25 protein-coding genes are annotated in these 21,465 nt (G+C 40.7%); 15 read left to right on the top strand and 10 right to left on the bottom strand.

The window, feature by feature from the left end; all coding sequences use genetic code 11:
- Positions 1-64 precede the first annotated feature (64 nt).
- The 5 genes from ACE1B6_RS11615 to ACE1B6_RS11595 all read left to right on the top strand — a co-directional run bounded on the left by ACE1B6_RS11615 (position 65) and on the right by ACE1B6_RS11595 (position 4,140).
- A complete protein-coding gene (locus ACE1B6_RS11615; protein WP_413257386.1) occupies positions 65-913 on the top strand; it encodes a cistern family PEP-CTERM protein in 849 nt (282 codons plus the stop codon).
- A gap of 208 nt (positions 914-1,121) precedes the next feature.
- Complete coding sequence (gene grxC / locus ACE1B6_RS11610) at positions 1,122-1,379, top strand: glutaredoxin 3 (protein WP_413257385.1); 258 nt, start codon at positions 1,122-1,124, stop codon at positions 1,377-1,379.
- Between the two features lie 71 nt (positions 1,380-1,450).
- Positions 1,451-2,419 carry a glutathione synthase gene (gene gshB, locus ACE1B6_RS11605; RefSeq protein ID WP_413257396.1) on the top strand — a complete coding sequence of 323 codons (969 nt, stop codon included), beginning with the start codon at positions 1,451-1,453 and terminating at the stop codon, positions 2,417-2,419.
- A gap of 121 nt (positions 2,420-2,540) precedes the next feature.
- Positions 2,541-3,008 (top strand): DUF4870 domain-containing protein, encoded by a 468-nt coding sequence (locus ACE1B6_RS11600; RefSeq protein WP_413257384.1) that lies wholly within the window; start codon positions 2,541-2,543, stop codon positions 3,006-3,008.
- Positions 3,009-3,012: 4 nt separating this feature from the next.
- Positions 3,013-4,140 carry a Gfo/Idh/MocA family protein gene (locus ACE1B6_RS11595; protein ID WP_459563012.1) on the top strand — a complete coding sequence of 376 codons (1,128 nt, stop codon included), beginning with the start codon at positions 3,013-3,015 and terminating at the stop codon, positions 4,138-4,140.
- A 4-nt stretch (positions 4,141-4,144) separates the two neighbouring features.
- Here the strand turns inward: ACE1B6_RS11595 and ACE1B6_RS11590 are convergent, their stop codons facing one another.
- The 3 genes from ACE1B6_RS11590 to serA all read right to left on the bottom strand — a co-directional run bounded on the left by ACE1B6_RS11590 (position 4,145) and on the right by serA (position 7,486).
- The gene (locus ACE1B6_RS11590; protein WP_413257383.1) at positions 4,145-4,462 is read right to left on the bottom strand and encodes a hypothetical protein; all 318 of its coding nucleotides are present in this window, start codon (positions 4,460-4,462) and stop codon (positions 4,145-4,147) included.
- Between the two features lie 421 nt (positions 4,463-4,883).
- Positions 4,884-5,780, bottom strand: a complete 897-nt coding sequence (gene prmA, locus ACE1B6_RS11585; protein WP_413257382.1) for a 50S ribosomal protein L11 methyltransferase — start codon at positions 5,778-5,780, stop codon at positions 4,884-4,886.
- A 125-nt stretch (positions 5,781-5,905) separates the two neighbouring features.
- Entirely contained in the window at positions 5,906-7,486 is a 1,581-nt protein-coding gene (gene serA / locus ACE1B6_RS11580; RefSeq protein ID WP_413257381.1) for a phosphoglycerate dehydrogenase, read from the bottom strand.
- Between the two features lie 382 nt (positions 7,487-7,868).
- Here serA and ACE1B6_RS11575 point away from each other — a divergent pair, with 382 nt between their 5' ends.
- The 3 genes from ACE1B6_RS11575 to ACE1B6_RS11565 are packed head-to-tail and all read left to right on the top strand — an operon-like array spanning position 7,869 to position 9,723.
- On the top strand, positions 7,869-8,381 hold the full coding sequence (locus ACE1B6_RS11575) for a hypothetical protein (protein ID WP_413257380.1): 513 nt from the start codon (positions 7,869-7,871) through the stop codon (positions 8,379-8,381).
- Positions 8,374-8,934 (top strand): GNAT family N-acetyltransferase, encoded by a 561-nt coding sequence (locus tag ACE1B6_RS11570; protein WP_413257379.1) that lies wholly within the window; start codon positions 8,374-8,376, stop codon positions 8,932-8,934. Before ACE1B6_RS11575 ends, ACE1B6_RS11570 begins: the two co-directional genes overlap by 8 nt.
- A 9-nt stretch (positions 8,935-8,943) precedes the next feature.
- On the top strand, positions 8,944-9,723 hold the full coding sequence (locus ACE1B6_RS11565; RefSeq protein WP_413257378.1) for a photosystem II S4 domain protein: 780 nt from the start codon (positions 8,944-8,946) through the stop codon (positions 9,721-9,723).
- Between the two features lie 375 nt (positions 9,724-10,098).
- Here ACE1B6_RS11565 and ACE1B6_RS11560 read toward each other — a convergent pair whose 3' ends face one another.
- Together ACE1B6_RS11560 and ACE1B6_RS11555 are read right to left on the bottom strand one after the other, a co-directional pair.
- Entirely contained in the window at positions 10,099-11,685 is a 1,587-nt protein-coding gene (locus ACE1B6_RS11560) for a B12-binding domain-containing radical SAM protein (RefSeq protein WP_413257377.1), read from the bottom strand.
- A 110-nt stretch (positions 11,686-11,795) separates the two neighbouring features.
- Positions 11,796-11,999 (bottom strand): eL43 family ribosomal protein, encoded by a 204-nt coding sequence (locus ACE1B6_RS11555; protein WP_413257376.1) that lies wholly within the window; start codon positions 11,997-11,999, stop codon positions 11,796-11,798.
- A gap of 187 nt (positions 12,000-12,186) precedes the next feature.
- On the opposite strand from ACE1B6_RS11555, the gene ACE1B6_RS11550 reads away from it, so the two are divergent.
- Entirely contained in the window at positions 12,187-12,429 is a 243-nt protein-coding gene (locus ACE1B6_RS11550; RefSeq protein WP_413257375.1) for a hypothetical protein, read from the top strand.
- A gap of 90 nt (positions 12,430-12,519) precedes the next feature.
- On the opposite strand, the gene cysC is transcribed toward ACE1B6_RS11550, so the two are convergent.
- A complete protein-coding gene (gene cysC / locus ACE1B6_RS11545) occupies positions 12,520-13,050 on the bottom strand; it encodes an adenylyl-sulfate kinase (protein ID WP_413257374.1) in 531 nt (176 codons plus the stop codon).
- 98 nt (positions 13,051-13,148) lie between these two features.
- Here cysC and ACE1B6_RS11540 point away from each other — a divergent pair, with 98 nt between their 5' ends.
- Complete coding sequence (locus ACE1B6_RS11540) at positions 13,149-14,492, top strand: GumC domain-containing protein (RefSeq protein ID WP_413257373.1); 1,344 nt, start codon at positions 13,149-13,151, stop codon at positions 14,490-14,492.
- A 94-nt stretch (positions 14,493-14,586) separates the two neighbouring features.
- Here ACE1B6_RS11540 and ACE1B6_RS11535 read toward each other — a convergent pair whose 3' ends face one another.
- Positions 14,587-15,501 carry a methylenetetrahydrofolate reductase gene (locus tag ACE1B6_RS11535; protein ID WP_459563011.1) on the bottom strand — a complete coding sequence of 305 codons (915 nt, stop codon included), beginning with the start codon at positions 15,499-15,501 and terminating at the stop codon, positions 14,587-14,589.
- Between the two features lie 205 nt (positions 15,502-15,706).
- On the bottom strand, positions 15,707-16,714 hold the full coding sequence (trpS, locus tag ACE1B6_RS11530) for a tryptophan--tRNA ligase (RefSeq protein WP_413257372.1): 1,008 nt from the start codon (positions 16,712-16,714) through the stop codon (positions 15,707-15,709).
- Positions 16,715-17,104: 390 nt separating this feature from the next.
- Between trpS and ACE1B6_RS11525 the strand changes: the two genes are divergently transcribed.
- From ACE1B6_RS11525 to ACE1B6_RS11505, 5 genes are all read left to right on the top strand, one after another.
- Positions 17,105-18,679, top strand: a complete 1,575-nt coding sequence (locus ACE1B6_RS11525; RefSeq protein WP_413257371.1) for a B12-binding domain-containing radical SAM protein — start codon at positions 17,105-17,107, stop codon at positions 18,677-18,679.
- Positions 18,680-19,112: 433 nt separating this feature from the next.
- Positions 19,113-19,496, top strand: a complete 384-nt coding sequence (locus tag ACE1B6_RS11520) for an SH3 domain-containing protein (RefSeq protein ID WP_413257370.1) — start codon at positions 19,113-19,115, stop codon at positions 19,494-19,496.
- A 263-nt stretch (positions 19,497-19,759) separates the two neighbouring features.
- The gene (locus tag ACE1B6_RS11515; RefSeq protein WP_413257369.1) at positions 19,760-20,146 is read left to right on the top strand and encodes an SH3 domain-containing protein; all 387 of its coding nucleotides are present in this window, start codon (positions 19,760-19,762) and stop codon (positions 20,144-20,146) included.
- 43 nt (positions 20,147-20,189) lie between these two features.
- Positions 20,190-20,396, top strand: a complete 207-nt coding sequence (locus ACE1B6_RS11510) for a DUF6883 domain-containing protein (protein ID WP_413257393.1) — start codon at positions 20,190-20,192, stop codon at positions 20,394-20,396.
- Between the two features lie 12 nt (positions 20,397-20,408).
- A complete protein-coding gene (locus ACE1B6_RS11505) occupies positions 20,409-20,567 on the top strand; it encodes a hypothetical protein (RefSeq protein ID WP_413257368.1) in 159 nt (52 codons plus the stop codon).
- Here ACE1B6_RS11505 and ACE1B6_RS11500 read toward each other — a convergent pair.
- Positions 20,530-20,886: a hypothetical protein gene (locus tag ACE1B6_RS11500; protein ID WP_413257367.1), complete on the bottom strand. Its 357-nt coding sequence runs from the start codon at positions 20,884-20,886 to the stop codon at positions 20,530-20,532. The two genes, ACE1B6_RS11505 and ACE1B6_RS11500, sit on opposite strands and share 38 nt — an antisense overlap.
- Positions 20,887-21,230: 344 nt before the next feature.
- Complete coding sequence (locus ACE1B6_RS11495) at positions 21,231-21,437, bottom strand: hypothetical protein (protein WP_413257366.1); 207 nt, start codon at positions 21,435-21,437, stop codon at positions 21,231-21,233.
- Between the last annotated feature and the right edge of the window lie 28 nt (positions 21,438-21,465).

Raw genomic sequence — 21,465 nt, 5'->3', positions numbered from 1 at the left:
GCGATCGCATCTATAGCAAAAATTAGTCTCGTAATCAAACTGTTCTAAATTCGGTTAAATGAAAATGTTGAAACACTTCCCAAAACTAGTTGTCACTATATCTGCACTAGCAGCATTTCAAATCCTCTCCCTCAATACCGCCCCCGCTTTAGGTTTTGATTTCATTGACGATGGAGTTGGTATTGATACTGAGGATATTGGTCAAGAGTTCAAAGTACTCTTTGAAGGTAACGTCAGCGAAACAGATGTTTCTGGACTCACATCCGAAGCCATCTTTAAATTTTTAGGGTTTAATGCTCTAGGGTCAAAAACTGAGGCAGCATTTGAAATTACACTGACTAATACCACCTCTGGCGACCTTTTAAGTAGAACTTCCGCATTAGGGTTCGATGTTTTCAACTTTAACGGTACAAGTTTAGGCTCTAAACTTTCCTTACTTGGAATTGGAAATGATACTGGTAACAGTAGCGGCAAGACTCGCACTACAGGGCTTTTTAGCAAGGACAGAAGCGGTTCTTTCCCTAACAAATTTGGTGATGTTGATGTTTGCTTCACCAATGGTAACACCTGTCAAGGTGGCAGTAACGGTGGCGTTGACAATAATCCCAGTACCAGCAATCCTCAAACTAGCAAGTTTACAGCGACCCTGGCAATGGACGGCGAAGTACAAAGAATGGCTTTGAACAACTTTGGAGTTCGTTATCAAAGCATTAATGGTACTTCTGCTGACGGGCAAAATTTCAATGGTGATAGCGGTACAGGTAGAGGAACTGCTGGGCCAAAAACAACTCAACCCCCCTCCGGTGGTGGTGGTCCGAGAAAAATTCCTGAACCTGCCACAACATTGGCTTTGGGTGTAGTTGCTATTAGTGCGCTCAAACTACGTAAGCACAGCAGCTTAGCTCAAGCATAATAAATTTTTAAGATGGTAGCCATCGTAAGAGTTTGACTAAAAGAGACTAATTAGTTTTTGGGTTTCTGGTTGAAGTGGGGCCAAAAATTAGGGTTGGAAGCGTGAGATTGCTTCTAGTCCTAATTTTTTCCTTTTTATATGCAGGGGACTAAATTTACTTGATACGATTAAACTATGATGTAATATTGCTTAACATTTTCAGGATACAATGGCTGCTAACGTAGAAATTTACACTTGGAGTAGTTGTCCCTTCTGCATTCGTGCCAAAAATTTGCTGGACAGAAAGGCAGTTCCGTTTACGGAATACTGTATTGATGGCGATGAAGCAGCACGAAAGGAAATGGCTCAACGTGCTCGCGGACGACGTTCTTTACCGCAAATTTTCATTAATGACCAGCATATTGGCGGTTGTGATGACCTTCATGCCCTAGATAGGCAAGGTAAACTTGACCCACTCCTGGTATAGTTATCAGTCATTGGTCTTGGTTATTAATACCAATGACCAATGACTGATAGCTAATGACTAATCTTAAAACGATGAAATTTGCTTTTATTATTGACCCAATTCAAAAGTTGGACCCTGGACATGATACCAGCGTTGCGTTAATGGAAGCCGCTCAACAGTTGGGTCATGAGGTTTGGATTACCCAAGCGGAAAGTTTAAGTGTGGTTAATGGTCAAGCTTGGGCGGTTTTGCAAAGGGTGCAACTGACTCCGGTACAATTAGTCGATGGACGTTGGTTAATTCCTCAGCCTTGGTTTGAGTTAGGAGAAAGTATTTTTCAAGCTTTGGAAAGTATGGATGCTGTTTTGATGCGAACAGATCCTCCGGTGACGATTCCTTATCTTTATGCTACTTATATTCTTGATTACATTAATCCTGAAAAAACGCTGGTAATTAATTCTCCTCAAGGGATTAGAGCCGCTAATGAAAAAATGTATGCGCTTCAGTTTACTGAGGTGATACCGGAAACAATTGTTACTCCTGATAAATTGGTAATTCGGCAGTTTGTGGAGAGAAAAGGGGCGGCAGTTGTGAAACCTTTGGGAGGTAAAGCGGGGGAAGGAATTTTGTTTTTGGAACCGGGCGATCGCAATTTTAATTCTTTAATCGAACTGAGCACTTTACAAGGTCGCATCCCGATAATGGTACAGGAATATTTACCCGCTGCTAAGGAAGGAGATAAACGAATTATCCTACTTAATGGTGAACCAATTGGGGCGGTAAATCGGGTTCCTACTGGTAAAGAATTTCGCGGTAATATGGCTGTGGGTGGTCAAGCTGTAGTTACGGAAATTACCGATCGGGAACGGGAAATTTGCGCCCAAGTTGCTCCTGTGTTACAAAAAGATGGTTTAATTTTTGTTGGTCTGGATGTGATTGGTGGCTACCTAACCGAAGTGAATGTTACTAGTCCTACAGGTATTCGAGAAATCGATCGCTTAAGCGGTACGCAACTAGGTTATCAAGTAATTCAATGGATAGAACAACACCCAAAAAAGTAATGCTAAAGTTGGCTTAACTAAACGAGTAAAGGCGAAGTATTCGGGCAAAAATTTGCGGTTTTAAATTATAAATTTTCGCCTGAATGCTTCGCCTCTACCCCTAACTCTGGAACTATTAGCCATGACACACAGTAACGAGACTGAAGAAATTCGTACCTGGGGAATGTGGGCTCATCTCTCTTCCCTAGTTTGGATACCTTTAATGTTTGTTGGCTTAAGTTTTCCTGTTCTTAACATTATTGGGCCTTTAATTGTTTGGTTGTACAAGCGAAAAGACCATGAGTTTATTGATGCACAGGGAAAAGAGTCGCTCAATTTTCAGCTTTCTTTCACTCTCTATAATTTTATCCTGGCACTAATTTTAATAGTGGTAGGGGTAATTATTGGATTAACTGTAATTACTGCACCTAATCAACCAACTGATAGTCAAGCTGGGGGTGCTGTGTTTGGTTTAGGTTTGGTAGGTTTCAGTTTTTTACTAGCTGTAATTCTAGCTATTGCTCAATTGATTTTAGTCATTATTGCGGCTCGCAAAGCCAAAAAAGGTGAATTCTACGTCTATCCTTTAACTATTCGTTTCTTAAGATAAGTTCATGTTTGTAGCATCTATGGGAAATTCAAAAGTTGGGGTTGCCGTTATCGGAACTGGATTTGGCGAAAAAGTCCATATTCCCGGATTGCAAGAAAACCCAAATACTGCGGTTGTTGCGGTTTATAATCGCGATTTGGCTAAGGCAAAAACTATCGCCTCTAAATATAATATTCCGCATGGTTGTACTTCGATCGAAGAGATTCTTGCTTTACCAGAAGTACAAGCTGTCAGTATTTCTACGCCACCATTTTTACATTATGAAATGGCGAGTCAGGTGTTGCAAGCGGGGAAACATTTATTATTAGAAAAGCCGACGACTCTGACGGCTATTGAGGCTAGGGAATTATATCACTTGGCGAACGATCGTGGGGCGATCGCCAATATGGATTTTGAATTTCGCTTCGTACCTGCTTGGATGATGCTATCAGAAATGTTGGCGGAAAATTATGTAGGAAACAAGCGATTAATTAAAATAGATTGGTTGGTTTCTAGTCGTGCTGACGCAACGCGCCCTTGGAACTGGTATGCGCGAAAAGATCGAGGTGGTGGCGCTTTAGGGGCGGTAGCTTCCCACGCTTTTGATTATATTAGTTGGTTATTTGGCCCGATTCGCCGTTTATCTGCAAAATTAATTACCACTATACCCGATCGTCCCGACCCCAACACAGGTGAAATGAAACCTGTGGATGCTGATGATACCTGTATGTTGATGCTAGAGTTGGCAGATGGGACACCTTGCCAAGTTTGTATTAGTTCCGTAACTCATCAAGGACGAGGGCATTGGGTGGAAATTTATGGCGATCGCGGTACCCTAGTTTTAGGTAGCGATAACCAAAAAGATTATGTTCACGGTTTTCGTCTCTTAGCCGCACCCGCAGGAAAAAACCTTTCAGAAGTGAAAATTCCTAACAGACTAGTTTTTCCCAAAAATTACACAGATGGCAGAATTGCACCTTTTATCCGAGTTGTTGATAGCTGGGTAAAAGGAATTAATCTCGGCGCAGCGCAGACACCTTCCTTAAAAGAAGGCGTTTATTCTCAATTATTAATGGATTTAACTCACAAATCCAATGATACTGGACTTTGGGTAGATATACCTGATTTACAGACATTTTTGGCTAGTAAATAGAAGATTAACGACGGTGCAAACTTTTGATTTTTAATTCTTCTTCTAGCTTATTGGCTAAGTTGATGAGAAACTTCACATTGTTAATTGTAACTTCCAATCCCTCCTCGCTGACTGGACAACCATAGCGAGGAAAATTTTCATGGGGATGTTGCCAACGTAACCAAAGTTTGCCATTAATCACTTTTGTACTGATTTTCCATCCTTTATAACGGACAGGAATTTGCTCTAGTTGGCTATCCAAAAATTGGGGAATAGGATTTGAAGTATCAATTGATGGTTTTATGGGTTTTGATTGTTTGGAGTCTGTAAAATAGGTAGGCATTTTTGCTGGTTTTGCTTAACTCAACAATTTTAACTATCCTGTAAATCTCCCGGAGGAGTAGTGATGCAGCCTGCCCTTTAAAAGTGATGCTATCAAATGAATTAAGTGAGCGAAAATTCATCTACTCGGTGACTCTCTCACTGACTTTGCTGTGATAAGTATCACAGTTAAATCGATTAAACCTAGTTGATTGCTTCTTAATTATAGACTGGTGATTAGGTACAAAATGTATCCTGATTGCTGATTAATTGTAAATAATAATGTCTTTAATGTATGTACTTTCTTTGAGTTAGTTAGTCTGATAGTAGGAATAAAAAATTACAAGTTAAAAATTTTTATTTGCCAAGATGCTATTGCAATCTTTCAAATATTCTTAAAATTTCTTTATTAATTATAGAGGTATAAAATAATTAATAATTTTTTAGTTGCGGCGAATGTTGAAGCAGCACCATTCTTGTCTGCGCCAGAGGGTAGCGACGATCCAACCTTGTTGTTCTAAAACATCGGCGACAGGTTTGGCTTGTTCTAGGAGAATGCCACTGAGAATGCCCCAGGTGGTAGGTTTAACGATCGCCCCCATTTGCGGCAACAAGTCAATAATTACTTCCGCGAGAATATTACAGACAATACCATCTACCGGACTATCGATTAATTGTTTTAAGCGATCGACACTTCCCTGTTCGACAATTAAACGTTCCGCAGCGACTTGATTAAGCGTGCGGTTGCTGCGAGTAGAACGTACTGCTAGAGGATCGACATCTACAGCGTAAACCTTTTGAGCACCTAGTAACACCGAGCCTACCGAGAGGATACCAGAACCACAGCCGATATCTGCCACAACTAAGCTATTCTCAGTTTCGGGATCGGTTAAGCGCATTTCCAAAGCTTCTAGGCAAAGCTGAGTAGTAGCGTGATTACCCGTACCGAAAGCCACACCGGGATCGAGGCGGAGGACGATGCGATCGGTATCGGTGGGAACTGGTAGCCAAGCGGGGTTAATTAAAAAGCGATCGCCAATTTCCTCCGGTTGCCAATGTGCCTTCCAGCTAGTTGACCAATCTTCCTCATCAATTAAATGCCATTGCATCGCCGGGATTGGGAAACCCAAAATCAGCGCATCTTGGCGTAACCATAAAGAAAGCGCCGCTAAATCCAATAATTCTGCTTGTTCTTGGGGTAAATAACCTCTAACCAAGCAATGATGTCCTTTAATTTCACTAGCACTTCCCCGACAGCCAAAATTTTCTAATCGCCAGAATATTGCTTCTTCTAAAACTGGATCGCAGAAAATTTGTAGTTCCCACCAACTGTTTGCCATGTTTCAAAAATTGCGCGACAGATTAACACCCAGACATGAGGAATAGTTTTGAGTTTTGAGTTTTGAGTTTTGAGTTTTAGTTAATTCAAAACTCAAAACTGCAAACTACAAACTATTCTAAAAATTTACAAAGTTACAGTGTAAGCATCGCGAATTCCGGGAACTTTGAGAATTTCCGCTAACACTCCTTCCGGTAGGGGATCGTCGAGACTCAGCACCATTACCGCATCACCACGGACAATTTTGCGACCTACCTGCATACTGGCAATATTAACATTGAAACTGCCTAGTAAAGAACCGATTTTGCCGATAATTCCCGGCATATCGCGGTGCAGAGTAAATAACATATGGTGAGTGGGCGGCACGTTGATCGGGAATTCATTAATATCGGTAATGTGAATTTCCCCATCACCTAACAAAGCACCTGTAACTGAGTGTTCGCCTAAAGATCCCTTGGCTTCTAAGTGTAAGGAACCAGCATAGTCACGCACTGCATTATCTCGCGTTTCAATAACTCGAATTCCCCGTTCTTTGGCTTCAATACTAGCGTTGACGTAATTGACTCTTTCGCGCAGTGCTTGGTAAAGTAAACCTTTCAAAGCGGCGATAACTATAGGTTTGCTGTCATTACTTGCCAATTCTCCCTGCAAATGAACGTTGAGACTTTCGACTCTTCCGCCTGCAAGTTGGCTGACTAAATTGCCTAAAGTTTCCGCTAGTCGCAGATAAGGCTTGAGTTTTTCCAAAACATCGGGGTACAAACCGGGGATGTTGACGGCGCTGCGGGCGGGTAATCCTAATAATACATCGCGGATTTGTTCGGCTACATCGATCGCCACATTCACCTGTGCTTCAGCGGTAGAAGCGCCCAAGTGCGGAGTCAAAATCACCTCTTTGCCCAGATCGCGTAATGGCGACTCGCCCAGAGGTTCGCTCTCGAATACATCTAAAGCGGCTCCCGCAATTTTACCTTCTTTAACTGCTTCTGCCAAAGCTGCTTCATCAATGATGCCACCTCTAGCGCAGTTGATAATGCGGGCGGTGGGTTTCATTTTGGCGAAAGCTTCAGCATTAATCAAATGGGCAGTTTCGGGAGTTTTGGGGATATGCAGGGTAATATAATCAGCTTCCCGCAATAGCATATCCATATCTACCAAACGACAGCCGATATGTTCAGCCCGTTCTGTAGAAATAAATGGATCGAATGCTAATAGTTTCATTCCCATTGCTTTGGCGACTGCGGCTACGTGAGAGCCTATTTTACCCAAGCCAACAATACCGAGAGTTTTTTTGTAAACTTCTGCGCCAACGAATTTTTTTCGTTCCCATTTGCCACTTTTAACAGAGGTGTTGGCATCGGGGATCAGACGAGAGAGTGATAGCATGAGAGCGATCGCGTGTTCGGCTGCGGCGATCGTATTTCCTTCCGGGGAATTAACTACGACAATACCTTGTCTGGTTGCCGCAGGTACATCTACATTATCAACACCAACCCCGGCGCGACCAATAATTTTTAATTGTTTACCAGCTGAGATCACTTCTTGGGTGACGCGAGTTTCGGAACGGATCATTAGTGCGTCATATTCGGGAATGATCCTCACCAACTCTTCTGCGGGTAGCCCAGTTTTTACATCAACTTGGGCTACTTGGGATAAGATGTCGATGCCAGCTTGGTCTATGGGATCGGATACGAGAACCTTGGACATGAGTAGTAAGTGAGTTTAAAGCGGAATTTCTCTGCCGCCAATCAATATTGATTACAGCAATATTTGCAGTTACCTGTGTAAGAAGGCTCCAAGGCAGAAGGCAGAAGGCAGAAGGAGAAAAGCTTTTTTCACCTTTTTCATCTGCGTAGTCATTGCCTTTTGGACTAGTTTGCCACCTTGAAAAATATCTACAGTAGGTCATTCTAGCGGCAAACGGCATTACCAACTGAGATTCGCTAGAAAGTTTTTAGATGAAGGGAGGTGGGGAGAGTTTTGAGTTTTAAATTCTCCTCTGCCCCTCTGCCCCTCTGCCCCCCTGCTCCCCTGCCCCTCTGCTCCCTTCACTGCTACTCTGTTAAAAGTAACCAGTTTTGTTGAGTCTATGATTTACCTTGTTGCCGTTTTGGGCGATCGTATTCAGGCGGAAGCAGCTTACTCTGCTTTAGAAAAAGAAGGTTTTGCGATGGATAAAGTCACCATCTTGGGCAGGGGGTACAAAAGTGCTGATGAATTTGGTTTAATTGACCCCAATGAAGAAGCTCTGAAACAAACCAAATTTATGGCAATTTGGTTAGTGCCATTTGGTTTTGTTGCTGGTGCTGCTTTTAGCTTAATCACTGGGTTAAATACTTTTGCTTGGGCTGGTGAAGTGGGGAATCATTTAGTTGGCGGGCTTTTAGGGGCTATTGGTGGCGGAATGGGTAGTATTTTGGCTGGTGGAGGTACTGGTTTAATTTTTGGTGGTGGTGATGCTTTACCCTATCGCAATCGTTTGAATGCTGGTAAATATTTAATAGTAGTGAAAGGGTCGGAAACTTTGACTCGCCGAGCTACTAATATTCTCCGTCAGTTTGAACCAGAAAACATACAAGGCTACGCCGATCAAAATGTCTAAAGATCATCCTACCAGGAGTTTGCAAATCGAAACGCCACGCTTAAAGTTAATTCCATGCCCTTTGGATGTGGCGGAAGTGAGTATTTTTAATCCCTCGCTAGTCGGTGAAATTTTGGGGGCGCGGGTACCGGAAGATTGGCAAAAAACGGAGGTGAAAGATTTTTTACCAATGTATGCTCAAATGCTGGTAGACGATCCGACAATGTTGGGTTGGGGTGTTTGGTTGATGATTCAAAGTCAAGAAAATTGTTTAATTGGTGATTTGGGTTTTGGTGGTAAGCCTGATGAGTCGGGAAGTTTAGAAATTGGTTATGAGGTGTTTGCTGCTTATCGAAATCAAGGTTATGGTTTCGAGGCGGTGCAAGCTGTGGTAAATTGGGCTTTTTCTCACCCGGAGTTAAGGAGAATTGTGGCTCATTGTCCGATCGATAATTTAGCTTCAACGCGAATTCTGGAAAAGTTAGGTATGGAGCGATTACACTTGGTAGAAGTTCCCGAACTTCCCAAGACTCAAGTATGGAAATGGCAATTAGTTAATCAAGCTAAAATCTAAAATTGTCAGATGTTACCTAGAGAAGAACTGTTAAAAGGAATAGAAAATCGAGACTGTGCAGCTAGGATAATTGATTTAGCTGAACAGGCGATTAAAACTTGGGAAATTGTTTTTTCTGATTTTCTTTCGCCGCCAGAGTTGGCGGAAAGTCAGCAAATGTTTAGTAAGTTGACGGAGGTGCATTTGTTGGCTTGGGGTGGGTATCCCCAGGCGGAAAGACAGCGGTTGGCGATCGCTCGTTCCGAACTCCCTTTAGACATCTCCCAAGTGGAAATTGCGGCTTTAGAAATTGCTGGTAATTTCTTATTCGATCCCGCAACTCACCGAGATTTTTTAGGTTCTATGTTGGGATGTGGAATTAATCGGGAAAAAACAGGTGATTTAATTGTTTTGGGTGAAAGAGGTGCTCAAGCAATTGTGGTTCCTGAAATGGTGGAATATTTGGAGACGCATTTGGAACAAGTGCGATCGGTTCCTGTGCGAACTCAACGCATTGAAATCAGCGAATTAAAGATTAGAGAACCGAAGAAGAAAGAGTTAACTACGGTAGAAGCTTCTTTGCGGTTAGATGCGATCGCATCTGCTGGTTTTGGAATGTCTCGCAGCAAAATGGTAGATTTAATTGATGGTGGTGATGTGCGAGTAAATTGGAAAGAAATCACCCAAGCAAGTTATCAATTAAAGTCAGGTGATTTAGTCGCAATTCGCGGCAAAGGACGTTTAGAAGTTGGGGAAATCGCCGTAACGAAAAAAGAACGTTACCGCGTACAAATGACTAGGTATATGTAATTTGTCATTTTACATTTGTATCCTCCAAAAATCCTTATCAACGCAACTTGCTAGTTATTAATTCTTTCCTGTTCCCTCCGTAATGTTAATAGTGAAGCTTCCTCTGGTTCCCCCCTTACTAAGGGGGGTTAGGGGGGATCTAACGCTGTGATTACTAGGTTTAGATCCCCCCAACCCCCCTTAATAAGGGGGGCTAAGAAAGAGCCAGATTTAATAAGGGGGGCTAAGAAAGAGCCAGATTTGTAACTAGCAACTTGAGTTAATTAACATCTGTGTTCATCTGTGGTAAAAAACAAATTTTTGCCAGATATCAAAATAATTGCGTTTGATCTGAAGAAAAGACAAAACCCAACCTAAGTAAATCCTGAATCAAAATCAAGACCTAACAAGCATTGGTTCTTTTTCAGGTTTTACAGTAACTTTTAGTGGATCGTAACCTAACTGTTCGCTAATCCTTTCTCTGGCTAAAACTCGGTATTCCCAAAAATGCTCTCCAGCCGCACATAAACCCAAATACATATTTAAAACTTGCGGCTTTATTAAGACAATTGTTAATAGTTGTTGCCAAAACTGTTGGCGAATTTCCGGTCTGCGTATGCCCTGATGCCAGATTACTTGAGAAACTAATCGCAAACCCTTACCCAAGGGAAATTGCATTGTTTGTTTTCGTTCTGCTGGTGAATTAATCTTGAGACATTGCTTAAAGCAGCGTTTCAGATAGTTTTTTGGTTCATACAAATTCCAGAAACCTTCGACATACTCTTTGGCAATTTCAGCGACGGGACGAGTGGGGGTAAAATTCATCAAAGTATTTTGATCTCCCACTTTAGTAATACCAACACCCTCTACTAAACGTTGTTCTTTTTCCAAGCGATGCCATAATTGAGTATTAGGTAAAGCTTGGAGAATGCCTAGCATAGGTTGAGGAATACTGCTTTTTTCTATAAATGCTTGAATTCGCTCACCTGCGCCGGAACGTTCGCCATCAAAACCGAGAATAAATCCTGCATAAATTAGCATACCTGCCTGATTAATTTTGCGACAAGCTTCGATGAGAGGATGACGAGTATTTTGTAGTTTGTGAGTTACTTTCAAACTATCTTGATCTGGGGTTTCAATGCCAAGAAATACGGCATAAAATCCGGCTTGATTCATTAAATCTAACAGTTCATCGTCTTCTGCCAAATTTACAGAAGCTTCAGTCATGAAAGTGAAAGGGTAATTGTGTTGTTTTACCCAAGGAATCAATTCTCTTAAAAAGCGTTTGACGTTACGCTGATTGCCAATAAAGTTGTCATCAACGATGAAGAGTGAACCTCGCCAGCCTAAATCATACAGCTTTTGCAATTCGGCTATTGCTTGACTCGGTTCTTTGGTGCGAGGTTTGCGACCGTAGAGGGTTATGATATCGCAAAACTCGCAGTTGAAGGGACAACCGCGAGAAAACTGAATTGCCATCATGAAGTAGGCATCGCGTTTCAGGAGATCGAAGCGAGGCATGGGACTTTGGGTGACATCCGGTTTTTCCTGGGCGCGAAAAATTCCTTGCTCTTGACCTTGATTAAGTGCTGCGATAAAGTGTGGAACTGTGATTTCTCCTTCATCGAGGATCAGGTAGTGTGCGCCTGAGTCAAGGGCTTCTTGGGGAAGAGATGTGGGATAGGGGCCACCAACTGCGACTTTTTTGCCTAATTTTACGGCTTTTTGAATTAGGGCGTGGAAATCTGGTTTCTGTACCAGCATGGCGGAGAGAATAACTAAGTCACACCATTGCCAATCTGCGTCTGTTTCTGGGTTAACGTTACGATCGCAAAATCTAATTTCCCATTCTTTGGGCAAGAGGGCGGCAACTGTAATGATTCCTAAAGGTGGAATAACTGCTTTAAATCCAGCTATTTCCATGAAGCGATCGTAAGACCAAAAGGATTGGGGAAACTGAGGATAGAGCAATAATGCTTTCATTCTTTAGATCCTTAGTACTGTTTCAGTTCACTCTCTCGATCGACAGATACCAGAAATCGATCGGCTTGAATTAGCTTATCCATCAGCCGAATCTGTCTGTGCAAAAGTTTTTAAATGGGCATTTCTTGATAACAGTGGCTACAACGCCAATAAATACCTCCTATGCGAATATGACGTAGTAAAATGTTTGAGCAACAAAGACAAGTATGGTGCTCGTGCATAGATTGATCGATTGTGGGGATAATACTTCGTAGCTGGCGACCATCGATCAGGTCGCGGGGCAATGCGATCGAAGTTGTTAATAAAGCTAACATCTTAAAAAACCAATATTATCGGGCTTTAAGTATAAGTCCCCTTGACAAGGAATACCTCTATCGATAGAAATAGGGAAATTTTGATTTATGTGTTATGGTAAACAGGAACGTAAATCGCGGGCTTGATAGCAAAAGTACTGCTCAATAGAACTAAGTAAGCCAAGTCCTTGATGAGGTTGAATCGAACTTGAAAATACAAGCGTTGGATATCAAAATGGGCGATCGCATCATTGCTTACTGCAATAACAAGATGCAGATCTGTACAGTGAAACGCATTCTAGATTCCGGTCACACGAATAATATTGCACTATCAGTATTCACCTCCGATCATTATCGCATCTCGGTTTCTCGCACACTCAGGTTTAAACGTGATGCTTTAGTTGATTTGGCTGGTTCACAATTTACTCAAAAAAATGAGCCGATCCCCTAGTTTTTAGCGTAGAAAATTTGTAGAAAAACATTGTTTAATAATGGTAGTAATTAGTGGGAAATCACAAGTAATTACTACAGAATTATCTATTTAATCAAGATATCCAGAAGTTTGTAGTTTTTGCCAAACTTTGGCTACACTTTCGGTTTCTGTTTCTAAATCAGTGCAACATTCTACATCTGGATCGCTTGGTATTTCGTAAGGATCGTCAATTCCAGTAAAGTGTTTGATTTCCCCAGATCTAGCTTTTTTATAAAGTCCTTTAACATCTCTTTGTTCGCAAACTTCCAAAGGTGCGTTAACAAAAACTTCAATAAAATCACCAATTTTTGATTTTACTTCTTGGCGAATTTCCTGATAAGGAGAAATTGCCGAAACTAAAACAATTACACCATTTCTGGTTAACAAATGTGCGACAAAACCAATGCGGCGAATATTTTCGTCTCTGTCTTCTTTGCTAAAACCTAAACCTTTGGTTAAGTTTTGACGCACAATATCACCGTCGAGAACTTCTACTAAGTATTTGCGTTCTCGCAATTCTTGTTCTACCGCCTTGCTGATTGTAGTTTTTCCCGCACCACTTAAACCAGTAAACCATACGGTAACGCCACGCCGCTTCATCTGTGTCTCTCCTCTAAATAAAAGTTCAGCAATTAATTTTACTTGAAATTTTGGCTGAGCTAGGTGGGAATACTAATTTTAGTGGTTAGGTGCTGATTATGTCTCGTTTAAATAATCGTACTTGGAAAATTTTGCATACTGAAGTGGAAAAGTGCGCTGGAAAAGATGCTTTGAGCAAAATAGAACAAAAAATGGTACTGGAAGACTTGGAAAAACTGCGATCGCAAGATGGTACACCCGCATCTGAAGAGGAATTAAGGAAAATAGTCATTATCACTTATCCTCAGTTTAGCCAGAAGTCTTTAAGTGAAGCTGCAAAAGCTAACCGTCCGGGTGGCGTTTGGCGCAAAATTACACTTTTTAGTATACTCACTGTCGGAACAATTGTAGCACTAGCAACAATAGGCACTTTTATCCAGACTCGAACTCCTGAACCAATAGCCCAAAAATCTGAGCAGCCAGGAAAAAATAAAAGGTGGAATTTGCCCAATCCCTTGATAAATTTTATGAGTCAAGAGGAACATTATCGACGGGCAATATCATTAGCAGAACAAGCAGAAAGATTAATTGAACAAGCCACTAGTTCTGCTGATTTAGTATTAGGTGAAGAGAAGTTGAATGAAGCCAATAAACATTTAGCTAAACTGCCTGTTTCCCATTACCGAGATTACCAACCTTATCGAAACTACAAAGGTGAATGGAGATATGAGCAAAGAAAAGTTTACGAAGATCAATTTGCTTCGTTGCGTTCTAAAGTTGAAAGATTAAAAGCACAAATTTTTCAAGAAACACAGGCTCAAGAACAATTAAATCAAACTGAACAAGCAATTAATCAGGCGAAACAACAGTATCAAGAGGGGCAGGCGAAAGATCGATCGACAGTTTTAGCATCTTGGTATTCAGCTTTAAATCAACTAAAACAAATTTCTTCTAATACCTTAGCCGGAAAATTAGCAGATACTAAACTGAGAAATTATGAGCAAGAATATCAACAGTTTTTTGGGATTGAAGCTGCCAAACAATTCGCTTTTGAGGCGGCTAAACTAGGACAGAATCCTCCGCACCCAGTTGAACAATGGCAAAAAGTAGAATCACAATGGGAAGAAGCAATTAATCGACTTGAGCAATTTACTGCTAGATATAGTTCTTCTTTAGAAGCGCAAAAATTATTAGCAACTTATAAATCTAATCTGGCTATTGTGCAAATGCGAAAACAAACAGAGGAAGCTTCTGTAACTGCTTTGCAACAAGCTAAACGAGAGATTGAATATCTACTAGCTAATACTTCTGGAGATAGCGATCGCAATCAAATGATTAGCAAAATTCAAAGTATTATCGATGATTTACAGAAGGTGAAAACTGGAACAACTGCTTACCAAGAAGCACAACAATTGCTTCTATCTGCTCAGAAAAAACTTCAGAAATGGAGTGGAAATTATTAGGGATTGGGAATTGGGGAATAGGAGAAATCAAACCAATTCAAAATCCAAAAAATAGTCTATCTTTCCCAGTCCCCAGTCCCTAATCCCCAGTCCCCTACACCACCGGAGAAATTCCTGCCATATCTAAAATTTCGGGAATTAAATCTTCTCTTTTAATTGCCATCAAATGAACACCATGACAAATGTCTTTTGCCATTTTTACTTGTTCGGCGGCGATTTTCATTCCTTCGCGCAAGGGATCTTTGGCAGCGGCTAGGCGATCGATAATCGATTGCGGAATTTCAATACCCGGTACACAGCGATTTAAAAATTGGGCATTTTTAGCTGATTTAATCAGAAAAATTCCGGCTAAAATCGGCTTATTCGTACTAACTGCGATTTGATTCATAAACTTTTCCAGGCGATCGAAATCCGCAATCAATTGACTTTGGAAAAACTGCGCCCCAGCTTGTACTTTTCGGTCAAAACGTCGTTGTAAACCTGACCAACTATGTGATTGCGGATCGACAGCTGCACCAACAAATAAATCAGTCGCCCCATCAGTTAACGGTTTATCATTCCAATCAAAACCATGATTCATTTTGTCAATTAATTGTAGCAAGCGCACAGATTCTAAATCAAAAACTGCTTTGCAATCGGGATGATCTCCGGCTTTTACAGGATCGCCAGTGAGGGCTAAAATATTGTGAATACCAAGGGCGTTAGCACCCATGAGATCGGCTTGTAATCCGATGCGGTTGCGATCGCGACAAGCAACCTGACATATTGGTTCAATCCCATGTTGCAGCAAAATCACCGAAGCGGCTAAAGGGCACATCCGCAACACCGCCCGACTACCATCCGTAATATTTACCGCATGAACTCGACCTTTCAGGAGTTGCGCCATTTTCAGCATCGAAGTTGCATCACCTCCCTTTGGTGGTGAAACTTCAGCGGTAATCAAAAATTCTCCGCTTTTAACAGCGTGACGAAAGTGATTCAAGGCTTTTGGGTATTGCGTGCTGTGCATAATCAATTCAGTTGTGCGCTAGTGTTTCAGATATAACATTTTCACATTGCTACCTAACAGCCACACTAATTCAAGATAAAAGTCAAGTAATTTGGGTTGTTCGGAGAAGGATCGCAGGTAGAACATCTTGTAGGACAGGCATCTTGCCTGTCACTGATGAAAATGACAGGCAAGATGCCTGTCCTACGAGTACGGGATATGGGAGTTAAAGAGGTTGGGAATAGCCCATTGCGGATTTTACTTCTGCTAGGGTTTGATTGGCGATCGCACCAGCCTTTTCCTTCCCTTCGCGCAACACAGATTCCAGATAACCCTTTTCATTCATCACCGCATAATACTTGTCTTGAATCGGTTTCAGAGCATTAATTGTCGTTTCTGTCAACAAAGGCTTAAACTGACCCCAACCCATATCCGCACATTCTGCAGCCACTTCTTCCTTAGTTTTACCAGAAAGTAGCATATACAAAGTTAACAAATTTCGGCTTTCCGGTCTTTCCGGGTCATCAAAAGACAAACCTCGCACCGGATCGGTTTTACACCGCTTAATTTTCTTTTGAATTTCTTCCGGCGAGTCTAACAAATTAATTCGACTTAATTCCGAAGGATCGGACTTAGACATTTTCTTCGTCCCATCCGTCAAACTCATTACTCTTGCACCTTCCGATCGAATTAAAGGATCGGGCAACTTTAACACCTTTTTCCCATTACCAAACAAATGATTAAACCGCACCGCAATATCACGAGTCAATTCTAAATGCTGCTTTTGGTCTTCACCAACAGGCACTTTATCAGCTTGGTAAAGCAAAATATCCGCTGCCATTAATACCGGATAATCCAACAAACCAGTATTAACATTTTCCCCCTGCTTCACTGCCTTTTCTTTAAACTGAATCATATCTTGCAACCAGTTTAAAGGCGTAATGCAATTTAGCAACCAAGTTAATTCACTGTGGGCGGGAAGATGTGACTGCACAAAAATACTCGAATAATTCAAATCTATGCCGCAAGCAAGATACAAAGCCGCAATTTTATATGTATTCTCTGCCAATGTAGCCGGATCGTGGGGAACCGTAATCGCGTGCAAATCAACTACACAAAAGAAGTTATCGTACTCGCTCTGTCCTTCTACCCAATTGCGAATCGCTCCCAGGTAGTTACCCAGGTGAAGATTGCCAGTTGGTTGAACCCCAGAGAGAACTCGCTGTTTCGCCATAAATTTTTGAGACTGTCTGAAACCTACTTAAAGGTTGCCTAAATAATTCACTTAACTAGTTTTACATTTTTTGATTCTGAAGTTTTCGCCAATTTTCTTAAAGCGTCTGCAAAGAAGTTCACAAAAATTTACTCAAATCCACTTTTCTTTTTGAAGAAATGGGAAGTAAGCTGGAAACCAAGCAATTTTTTGCCGTATTAGGGTGCTTGCACAGTTAAATCTCAAGCTCTCACAGTTTTACAGTCTTTTTTTTCAATTTACTAGTCTTTTATACGGAGCAGGGCAGGGGGACAAGGGGACAAGGGGACAAGGGCACAAGGAGAATCTTTAACTCAAAACTTTTCCCCTTCTGCCTTCTGCCTTTGACAGCAACTTCAAGAGGTTAAAGAGATGAAAGCTTTACTAATTTGGCCCCATTTTCCGAATTCTTTCTGGAGTTACCAAGAAACTTTGCATTTGGCGGGTTTGCGATCGACCAATCCGCCGTTAGGATTGATTACAGTAGCAGCGATGTTGCCGAAAGAGTGGGAAATTCGGTTTAGCGATCGCAACGTGCAACCCGAAACTGAAGCAGACTGGGCATGGTGCGACATTGTAATCATCTCAGCCATGATTGTGCAGAAAGCGGACTTTCGCAACTTAATTCAAAAAGGTATTGCTTTAGGGAAAAAAGTCGCCGTTGGTGGGCCTTTTCCCACTTCCGTACCGGAGTTTGCACTGGAAGCAGGAGCCCACTACCTGATTTTAGATGAAGGTGAATGCACAATTCCCATGTTTTTAGCAGCTTTGGAACGGGGAGACGAACAAGGAATTTTCCGTTCTGGGGAAAAACCAGATGTTACCCAAACTCCGATTCCGCGGTTTGATTTGTTAGATTTGGATGCTTATTTAGCAATCACTGTGCAGTTTTCGCGAGGTTGTCCGTTCCAATGTGAGTTTTGCGACATTATCAATCTGTACGGACGCAAACCGCGCACCAAAACGCCGGAACAAATGTTAGCAGAATTGGAAGTGCTGTATCAAATGGGTTGGTATCGTTATGTATTTATTGTGGATGATAATTTCATCGGCAATAGTCGCAATGCCAAACTATTTTTAAAAGCCTTGATTCCTTGGATGGAGGAAAGAAATTATCCATTTATTCTGTTAACCGAAGCATCTCTAAATTTAGCAGAAGATGATGAGATGATCGAGTTAATGGTGAAAGCTGGGTTTACAATCTTATTTATGGGAATTGAAACCCCGGATACAGAAAGTTTGCTGGGCATCCACAAAAATCAAAATACACGCCATCCTCTGGTTGAATCTTGCCAAAAAATTACTCAAGCCGGACTGCAAATAATGTCCGGTTTTATTATGGGTTTTGATGGCGAACGTCCGGGTGCTGGTAAACGGATTCAAGAGTTTATTACTGCTACGGGTATTCCTCAAGGTCAGTTTAGTTTGCTGCAAGCTTTACAAAATACTCAATTGTGGCAAAGATTGGAAAAAGAAGGTCGTTTGATGAACGGTTTGGGAACGTTTCACCAAGGGGCAATTATGAATTTTGTACCGACAAGACCTGTGGAAGAATTAGTTGAGGAATACATTGATGCGTTTTGGAATATTTACGAACCAATGCCATTTTTAAAACGCACTTTTCGTCATTTTATGATGATGAATGGTTGGCGCGGTAGATTGATGCCGAAGATTACTTCTAAGGAGTTAAGGTTGTTTTCTGCTGTTTGTTGGCGACAGGGTGTTTTGCGTTCGACTCGCTGGCTGTTTTGGGGGCAGTTTTTAGCGATCGCACTTCGCAAACCCCGTCTATTTTATGATTATATGACGGTGTTAGGAGTCGGCGAACACTTTTTTAAATATCGCCATGAAGTCCGAGATCAACTATTAACACAGTTGGCAACAGTGAAACAAGCCAAAGCCAAACACCAGGAGGAAGAGAATTATCAACTCGCATCTGTGCAATAGCTTGAATAAATTTTCAATTCACTATTCAACTAACCCAGTTTCTTTAGGAACTGGGTTTTTTCTGGGCAATTTTTGGTAAATTGATCGACTGGAGGAACAATTTCACCACTCACCCGTCTCTACAAATATATCAGGGTCTTTGACTTATAACATCAACAACTCGATCGCCAGATAATTTATTCTCTGGTGAAGTTTGAACATAGTTAAGAAAACCTAAAAAAGCGTGATTATATAATAGTAAATTACATTTGTCACCCCTTAATTATTGAGTCCATTTAAGTGGACTTGGGTTGTGTTTTGGAAAAAAGATGGTAGGATAAACAAGATCATTTTTCTAAAGCTTTCTAGGCAAAAAATCCGGTTGTTTAAACCTTACCTTTGAATGGGTAACAAGTAGCCTAAATTGCGTTTGTCACTAGAGGAGATTAGAAACATGAATGCTTGGAAAAAGTGTGTAGCTACACTAACTTTAGTTTCTCTTTCTACATTGAGTTCTTTTGGTTTTGGTGTGAAACCTAGCACCGCATCAACTCAATATTTCCCACCTTTGGAAACTACAGAAACATCATTTAATAATGGTGTAATCTATTACGAGGAAGTCGTTGCACGTCGCACAGCTTGTAGTCGAGTTGTTACTAATGGGGGCAGACTTCGCATTCGTCGATCGCCCGGTGGTCGGATCATTGGTCATGCTTACAATGGTGCTTACCTGCGTGTAATTCCTAATAGTTATCGCCGTGGTTGGGTAAGACTTGCTACAGGAGGTTATGTTACCACTAGATACCTCCGTCCTTGCCCCAGATCTGTGACTGGTTAATGCACTTTTGCTTGGCATAATCAGCAAAGATAACTCAGAAAAATGATTAGGAAATGAGGAAGAAGAACAAGTTTACATTTATTTGTTTTTCTTCACTCTTTCTGTTTGAATTTGTTACTTTACTTGTATAGTTATTGACAGATAAAAAAACTAGTTTTAAGGTATTGTGTAAGAAAAATTGACTCTTCTATATATAAATGAAGAATCAAGAAATTTATAGATTCGTTAATCAATAGAATGAGCTTACAAAAGGATTTGCCATTATGGAAATCAAGAAAGTAGGGAAAAAGTCTGCTACTGCGATCGCACTATTAACATTTGCTTTGCTGGGTAGTGCGATCGGATTAACCGCTGATGCTAGTACAAAAACTTCTCGCGTTAGCCAAAGTTCCCAGAAAGTAGCCAGAAAAACTACAAATCACAAACAAGCGACCGCTAAAAGAACTTGCGCCAAAGTAGTTGCCAAAAATACCTCTGGCGAAAATGTTGTTTATAAACTTAACGTGCGATCGCGAATTTACGGCCCTGTGATTGAACAATTAGACGATGATACAACAGTAACAGTTGTCAGGCGTTTTCCTAATGGCTGGGTGCAAATTTCTCAACCAGTTCAAGGTTATGTTTACGGTGAATTTTTGACAGGTTGCTAATGATTATTTGTGATATTTTAAAACAGACTTTATTAATTAGAGTCTGTTTTTTAGACCGGGACTGGAACGTGATTTAAAAAGCTTATTAATAAATGAAGCAACTTTAGATAGACAAACTTCTTTTGGTAATATCTATAAAATTGAAGGTGTATTAGTAGGCCCTAGTGCAGTTAGTATTCAAGTAGCGACTTTCTGGATTGTCGATTCTTTTTCTAATGAGACAAGGTTTGTAACGCTTCTGCCCAATTAAAAGAGGTTAATTATGAATTTTGAAATGTTTTCGGAAGTAATTTTAAAAGAAGATAAAAGTGACACTGAAGCAGAAGCATTGAGTAATCTGAGTGAAGCTTTTTCGCTACATTTTGAGCCACCATTAGCCAATATTATATTCGCTGAAGATACTGATACTTTTCATTTTTAATACAGTCCAGTAACTCTATAAGTTTTTGCAGGCGATATATCTTCTCATTTTTCATTAAAGATTCGCCTAATTGATTCAAAATTTCTTTGGTTTCATTAATAATAGAATCATTGAAAAATTCTATCAGCTTTTTTCGATTATTTTTACCTAGCTTGACTAGCGGCAAAGTCTCTTTTTCTCCATCGATCGCAATTTTCACAGGCTTTTCTTCACCAATTTTGGCAAATTCCGACCGTGCTAACCATTCTAAAAAATTTTCAGCAACTTCCACATGATAAGATGTTTCGCCGTTAGCGGTATAAAAGCTGATATCTAACATAAGTTATATCTCCCTAACTCAATGGTTTATTAAAATCTTCCCTAGAAACATTTTCTGCCCATGCTATACCTGCCTCATCCAATAATTTTTTAGCAGGTTTAGAAATTTTGTCTGTTGTAATAAGCTGTTACGCATTTAAATCACTTATTAACGAGTAGGGTGCGTCAGACGGTAAAGCCTATGTAGAAAGGAAAATATCTAAATCTGACGCACCCTACAAAATGACTTTTAAATGCGTAACAGCTTAACTCCAATGATAGCTTTTTTTGCAATGATTCTTTTGGCATCACCTGAGTCAACATAGCGGGCTTTTATTTCGATATAAAGGTTATCCATTAAAATAATTAGCTGTTGGCTTGTTTTTGAATATTGCGGATAATTTCTTTAACTTTAGCCGCATCGCTTGGGTTGACAATTAATATATCGCCATTAGGATCGGTAAAGTTTGTTTTTTGGCATTGAACGCCTGCTGCCAATAACTCTTGTATTACTAAATTTTTGATATCTCTATGGAGGGTAATTTTCTCTATTATTTTATCTTCGGCACTCATGGGGTCAACTGATTTTTTGGTAATTTTA

Origin of the sequence: Floridaenema fluviatile BLCC-F154 (assembly GCF_041929135.1) — a bacterium.
GTDB classification, from domain to species: domain Bacteria; phylum Cyanobacteriota; class Cyanobacteriia; order Cyanobacteriales; family Aerosakkonemataceae; genus Floridanema; species Floridanema fluviatile.
This window is presented reverse-complemented; position numbering and strand designations above follow the sequence as displayed.